The organism is Kitasatospora sp. NPDC004799 (assembly GCF_040609095.1).
Lineage (GTDB): Bacteria > Actinomycetota > Actinomycetes > Streptomycetales > Streptomycetaceae > Kitasatospora.
Genome location: NZ_JBEXJK010000559.1, coordinates 1 through 4,236, shown reverse-complemented (window position 1 = coordinate 4,236; position 4,236 = coordinate 1). Strand labels below are relative to the sequence as shown.

General features: G+C 75.2%; 4 protein-coding genes. All 4 read right to left on the bottom strand.

What is annotated here, in order from left to right; translation table 11 throughout:
* Positions 1-81: 81 nt before the first annotated feature.
* The 4 genes from ABZW03_RS37945 to ABZW03_RS37930 all read right to left on the bottom strand — a co-directional run bounded on the left by ABZW03_RS37945 (position 82) and on the right by ABZW03_RS37930 (position 3,880).
* Positions 82-873 (bottom strand): putative protein N(5)-glutamine methyltransferase, encoded by a 792-nt coding sequence (locus tag ABZW03_RS37945; protein ID WP_355269000.1) that lies wholly within the window; start codon positions 871-873, stop codon positions 82-84.
* Between the two features lie 194 nt (positions 874-1,067).
* The gene (locus tag ABZW03_RS37940) at positions 1,068-1,775 is read right to left on the bottom strand and encodes a ScbR family autoregulator-binding transcription factor (RefSeq protein ID WP_355268998.1); all 708 of its coding nucleotides are present in this window, start codon (positions 1,773-1,775) and stop codon (positions 1,068-1,070) included.
* 212 nt (positions 1,776-1,987) lie between these two features.
* Positions 1,988-2,836: an AfsR/SARP family transcriptional regulator gene (locus ABZW03_RS37935; RefSeq protein ID WP_355269002.1), complete on the bottom strand. Its 849-nt coding sequence runs from the start codon at positions 2,834-2,836 to the stop codon at positions 1,988-1,990.
* 348 nt (positions 2,837-3,184) lie between these two features.
* Positions 3,185-3,880, bottom strand: coding sequence for a ScbR family autoregulator-binding transcription factor (locus ABZW03_RS37930; RefSeq protein WP_355268997.1), 696 nt, complete (start codon positions 3,878-3,880; stop codon positions 3,185-3,187).
* Between the last annotated feature and the right edge of the window lie 356 nt (positions 3,881-4,236).

Below are 4,236 nucleotides of genomic sequence, written 5' to 3'. Positions count from 1 at the left end.
GGCCCGGCCACCGTCCCTGGGGACGGCGGCCGGGCCGCCGTGTCCGGCGCGTGCTCCGACTCCGCCCGGCAGCGGGGTGGTTCAGCCCAGCGTCGCCGTGACCACCGTCGCGTCCAGGTCCTCCTGCCAGCTCTCCACCGCCGCCAGCCCGGCCGCCCTGGTCACCGCGAGCGCCGTCGGCGCCTGCCGCTCACTGGTCTCGAACAGCAGCGACCCGCCGGGCGCCAGCCACCGCGGCGCCTCGGCGACCACCCGCCGCAGCACGTCCAGCCCGTCCGCCCCGCCGTCCAGCGCGGGCCGGGCCTCGTGCAGCCGCGCCTCGGGCGGCAGCAGGCCGAGGTCGCCGGTCGGGACGTACGGGACGTTGGCGATCAGCACGTCCACCCGGCCGCGCAGGTCCGCCGGCACGGCGTCGAACAGGTCGCCCTCGAAGACCCGCGCCGAACCGCCGGCCAGGTTGCGGCGGGCGCAGCGGACCGCGCCCGGGTCGATGTCGGCCGCGTAGAGCTCGACCGGGTGCGCGGCCGAGGCCGCCACCGCCGCGCCCAGCGCGCCGCTGCCGCAGCACAGGTCGAGCACCACCGCGCCCGGGCCGGTCAGCGCGGTGGCGGTGGCGGCCAGGAACTCGCTGCGGCGGCGCGGGACGAAGACGCCCGGGTCGACGGCGATCCGCAGCCCGGCGAACTCGGCCCAGCCGACGACATGTTCGAGCGGCCGGCCGTCGGCGCGGGAGCGGACCATGGCGGCCAGATCGGCGGGCGAGGCGGCGGCGGAGAGCAGGATCCGCGCCTCGTCCTCGGCGAAGACGCAACCGGCGGCGCGCAGTCGGGAGACCACCGAGGAACGGAGGGAGGCGGAAGGGAAGACGGACAAGAGGAACCCCTTGGGGGAAACGGGAGAGCTGGTGACTCCGTCAGGGCTCCCGTGAGGGCCGACAGCACGTCGGCGCGCCGTCCGCGCTATGCGCGCGAGGCGCCCACGCGGCCGCGCTCCGGGAGCACCCGCTCGGACATTCCGGTAATGGGTCTCACCTCCCTGAGTCGCGGTCATGCTCGGCGGCGGCCACTCTACCCCATCGCCGGCCGGGGACGACCCGCGTGATCCCGGAGGGCCGGCGGCCCGGTGCGGTATCCGGCGGCCGTGCCCGGGGGCACCAGGCAGGGCAGCAGCCACTCCCAGAGGGCTCCGACCCGGCGGGCGCGCTCCTCGGTGGGGCAGCCGTCGGCGAACACCACCTCCAGACCGCAGGCGGCGGTCACCACCAGGGTCTCCGGGCCGAGGCCGCCCACGCGGTCGCCCAGCTCGCCCGCGCGGCGGGCGCCGACCAGCAGGTCCCGCACGACGCCGGCCCAGACGCGGTGGAAGCCGCGCAGGTCGGCGAAGGCCCACGGGTCGGTGTCCGGTGCGGCGGGCGCGGCCGTGCCGGGTGCCCGCCACCCGCCGTCCTCGCGGCCGAGGCGGAAGGCCGCCCGGATCACCGGGTCCGCCCCGAGGGCGTCGACCAGCCAGTACCCGGCGTCGATCAGCCCCTGGAGCGGGGAGGAAGCGGCCCGCAGCTCCGCGCAGGCCGTCCGCAGCGCGTCCTCGGCCGCTCCGGACACCGCCCTGGCCAGCTCCTCCTTGGAGGCGAAGTGGAAGTACAGCGCCCCCTTCGTCACCCCGGCGGCCGCGGCGATCTCGCCGAGGGTGGCCCCGGCGTACCCGCGGCGGTCGAACAGGGCCGCCCCCGCCGCCACCAGCCGCCCGCGCGTCCGTTCCGACCTCTCCTGAACCACCCGTTCCCCAACCCCTCACGACGACACGCAGGTTCCGACCGCACCGCGACCGCCCCCGGACGGGCGGCGCGGCCTCCGACGGCCGTCCGGGGTGGCCGCTGACGCGGCGCCGGCCCCGGACGGCCGGACGGTTCTCCACCGATCCGGTTCTCCACCGATCCGGTTCGACGTCGACCGGGTCGGTTCAACCGACCTCGTTCAGCCCACCTCGTTCAGCCCACCCGGCTGAGCCGGCCCGCCGGCACCGGCGCGGCGGCCGCACCGTCGGGTTCGCGCTCCACCCGCTCCGGCCCGGCGAGCAGCACGGCGCGCTGGAGCCGCCGCAGCCCGGCCGAGGGCTCCATGCCCAACTCCCGTACCAGGGTGTTCCGCAGGCGCTGGTACGCCTGCAGTGCCTCGCCCCGGCGGCCGGATCGGTGCAGGGCGATCATGTACTGGCCGTGCAGGCTCTCGTGGGTGCGGTAGCGGTCCACGAGCACGGTGAGTTCGGCCAGCAGCACCCGGTGCCGGCCGAGCCGCAGGTCGGCCTCGATCCGCTGGTCCAGCGCGCAGAGCCGGCTCTCCTCCAACCGCCGGGCCTCAACGGCGAGTTGGCCGCCGACCGGGACGTCCGCGAAGGCCGGGCCGCGCCACAGCGCGAGTGCCTCGCCGAGCTGCCGGGCGGCCGCCGGATAGTCCTCGTCGTCCATCGCCCGGTAGCCCGTTCCGGCCAGCCGCTCGAACTCCCGCAGGTCCGTCAGTCCGCCGCCGCTGTTCAGCAGGTACCCGCCCGGCGAGGTCACCAGGACGTCCTTGGCGCAGGACACCCCCCTCGGCACACCGGCCGCGGCCAGCGCCCGGTCGATGAGGTCGCGCAGCTGGAGCACGTACGTCTGCACGGTGGTGCGCGCGCTGCGCGGCGGGCGGCCGGACCACAGCTCGTCGGCCAGCACCCCGGCCGGCACCACCTGGTCCGCCCGCAGCGCCAGCAGCCCCAGCACCTGCCGCGGTTTGGGCGCCGACGGCACCACCGACATCCCGCACACCCGGACGTCCAACGTCCCGAGCACCCGGATTTCCACGATGACCACCCCAATCACACGGAACGCCAATCACACGGAACGCCCGCGGCCCCCTCGCCGCAGCCGGCACCCGGGCCGACACCCTGGGTCAACTGCGACCAGTCAAAAACAGGACGCGCGGTTTGTCAATACAAAACCGAACGTGCTGTTTGTTTCGATCCATCGACACGGCTGGTCACCATGGCGGGCACTTCCGCCACCGTGCGTGACCGGATCCGGGCACAGCAAAGGCGGCGCCGGACCCCCGTGGTCCCGTCGCCGCCCGTCAGCCCGTCGCCGCCCGTCAGCCCGGGCCCGCCGTCCTCGCCCGCCCGGATTCCCCTGGGCCGGAGGTCCGGTGAGCCGCCGTCAGCCCACCCCGACCTCCGCCTGCGCCCCGGTCCGCGCACCGCCCTCCGCGGCGGCCCGGGCCGCCGCGGCCTCGGCGACCACCTCGGCACCGCGGTTCGGCCCCATCCGCAGCGAACCGAGCACTCCCGGCACCGCGATGCTGGGCATCAGGTGCTGGTACAGCCCGGACACCCGCGCCTCCAGGTCCGCCCGGCCGCAGAGCTTCTGGGACTGGATCTGCACCCCCGTCCACGCCGCGACGAGCAGCCACGCGGTGTCCGCCGGCACCACGTGCGGGAGCAGCTCCCCGCGCTCGCCGGCCGCGAGCAGCAGCGACTCGAACCGGCTGATCCAACCGGGGATGGCACCGCCGCCGAGATCGTCGAAGAGGTCCTGCCCGAGCGAGAGCCGGGCGCCCGCGCTGAGCAGCGGGTCACGCGGCATCAGGTACGCCACCGCCATCCCGGTGTCCACGAACTCCTGGAGTTTGCAGGACCGTTCGGGAACTCCGTCCTGGACGAACTGCTCCTCCACCACGCCCTGCGCCAGATCGCGCTTCGAGGCGAAATGGAAATACACCGCGCCCCGCGTCACGCCGGCCCGGGAGACCACCTCGCCGATGGTCGCGCCGTCGTACCCGAACTCGTCGAAGACCGAGGCCGCCGCCTCCAGGATCAGCCGACGTGTCCGGAGCGCCCGCTCCTGTCGTACCACCGAAAACCACCCGCCCTGAGCTCCCGGAAAACAAAACCAAACACCCCGTATCTTAGCTGCGCCCCACCCGCGGGCGACAAGACGAAGCCGATGAATCCCGCCGACCGATCCCCCGACCCCACACCCCGTCAGGCCGCACCGCCCTGCGGGTGACCACCCGCCTCGGATCCTCCTGACGGTTCGCTCTCCGGCCCGCCGTCTCCGTCACCGAGGAACCGAGGAACCGAGAAACCGAACGAACGGTTTCATCCGACCGTTCGTGACGGTACACACCCCCGAGCCGGACCTGCGTCCGCCCCCGGGCCGGCGCGGTGGGCGGGCGTGCCGAAGGCCCGGCGCCGGCCGCGGTGGGATTC